Origin of the sequence: Moorena sp. SIO1F2, assembly GCF_010672755.1 — a bacterium.
Taxonomy (GTDB): Bacteria; Cyanobacteriota; Cyanobacteriia; order Cyanobacteriales; family Coleofasciculaceae; genus Moorena.
In genome coordinates this window covers 1-2,067 of sequence record NZ_JAAHFV010000604.1, presented here as the reverse complement: position 1 = coordinate 2,067, position 2,067 = coordinate 1, and the positions used below count along the sequence as shown (strand labels likewise).

2 protein-coding genes are annotated in these 2,067 nt (G+C 42.1%); both read left to right on the top strand.

Translation table 11 applies throughout. The features are described 5' to 3' along the window. Positions 1–170: 170 nt before the first annotated feature. Positions 171–1,124, top strand: a complete 954-nt coding sequence (locus tag F6J94_RS33285) for a glycosyltransferase family 2 protein (RefSeq protein WP_293048096.1) — start codon at positions 171–173, stop codon at positions 1,122–1,124. A gap of 268 nt (positions 1,125–1,392) precedes the next feature. After that, positions 1,393–2,067: glycosyltransferase family 2 protein (locus tag F6J94_RS33280; RefSeq protein WP_293048094.1), on the top strand; the 675-nt coding region annotated here is incomplete at its 3' end.

Here is a 2,067-nt window from a genome sequence, read left to right as displayed (position 1 = left end):
ATGGAAATCTTTGTAAAGAAGCTTGAACTACTGACTTCAGTGTAATGTCTCTGTGCAACTGATTTATAACCCATTAACACTATATGGGTTAATCATGGTAATAAAAAAGGTTGAACAATCCTGGTTGAGTAGGGAATACTAAGAATGAAGCTTCTTCGATCAGGTTCCCTATGTCAGAGCCTCTAATTTCTGCCATCATCTGCACCCACAATCGCGAACAATATTTGGGTGCCGCCATTGATAGCTTGCTACAGCAGGATTTTGCCGATTATGAAGTAATTGTGGTCGATAATGCCTCAAGCGATCGCACCCGTAACATAGTTGACCAACGCTTAGACAACTCTCGACTAAACTATATTTATGAACCCGTACTTGGTTTATCCGTAGCTCGTAACACCGGGGCGGCCACTGCCCGTGCTGCTATTTTAGCTTATCTGGATGATGATGCCGTTGCCAGTGCCCGTTGGCTTAAGACAATTTACGAAGCTTATCAAAGCAACGAGAAACTAGCAATTGCTGGTGGTAAAGTAACCCTATTGTGGCCAGATGGCATTACCTCTCCCTCCTGGTTATCACCAGACCTAGCCGGAAATTTGGGAGCTTATGACCTAGGGGAAACCCTAATTGAGATCCAAAATCCTGGTTTGACTCCCAGAGGTTTAAATTACTCGATCAGGCGGACTTTCCTGGAGAAAATCGGTGGTTTTGATGTCAATTTAGGTCGTGTGGGGAAAAATTTGTTATCTAATGAAGAGTTACATATGACAGAATTAGCTCTCCAGGATGGTTGGCATGTTGCTTATCTACCTGATGCTCTAGTGGCTCACAATGTTGCCCCAGAACGAATCAATAAACGTTGGTTTTTGAATCGTGGTTGGTGGCAAGGTATTAGCGAGTGTTACCGGGAACAATTGGTTGGTCGTGCTGGTACTGCCCAATTGTTACGGGGAGGTGAACGAATGATGCGAGGAATCTACAAATCCTTGAAGCACTTCCGCAATCCAGCTCTGCGCTTTGATAATTTGGTTTATGCCTATGGTCAAATCGGTTATCTGAGTGCAGTAATTAAAGGAATGCTACAAAGGAGCAACTCCTCTGTATCCCACAACCAGTCCAGTAATTAATGAGACTGGATAAGAGGTAATCTTATATTATATAGCAATCCGTGTAGGAATTGAGAGAATGTTTGTTCCCTGTTCCCTACTCCCTGCTCCCTGCTCCCTGTTCCCTGTTCCCTGTTCCCTGTTCCCTTTGCAATAGCACAGATACTTTTGGTTGATTGTTGACTGTTCAATGTTTACTGATAAGCCTTAATTTTAGTTAAGGTTTGCTGTTAGTTATTATTGGCCAATAGACTTTTAATAAAACTTCCACAATTGCAGGTGTTTAATTATGAAATCCCCTAACACTAAACTTCCGGTATCAGTTCTAATTCCAGCCAAAAATGAAGAGGCTAATTTACCAGCTTGTCTTGAGAGTGTTAATAGAGCAGATGAAGTTTTTGTTGTCGATTCCCAAAGCAGCGATCGCTCCATTGAAATTGTGGAAGAATACGGTGCAAACCTAGTTCAATTCCATTTTAATGGGTTTTGGCCCAAAAAGAAGAACTGGAGTTTAGACAATCTTGAATTCCGCAATCAATGGGTATTAATTGTTGATTGCGACGAGCGCATTACTCCAGAACTTTGGGATGAGATTGCTGTGGCAATCGAAAATCATGATTATAACGGCTACTATATCAATCGTAAAGTATTCTTCCTAGGACAATGGATTCGTTTTGGTGGCAAATATCCAGACTGGAATCTACGGTTGTTTAAACACGAAAAAGGTCGCTACGAAAACCTGAAAACGGAAGGAATTCCCAATACTGGAGACAACGAAGTGCATGAACACGTTGTCTTAGAAGGCAAAGCTGGCTATCTTCAAAATGATATGCTGCACATCGACTTTAAGGACATTTACCATTGGCTAGAACGGCACAATCGCTACTCTAATTGGGAAGCGGAAGAGCGTGGGGAAGGGAAGGAGTGTAGATCTGGTTGGTCGCCGAATCATAAAAAAAAAAAA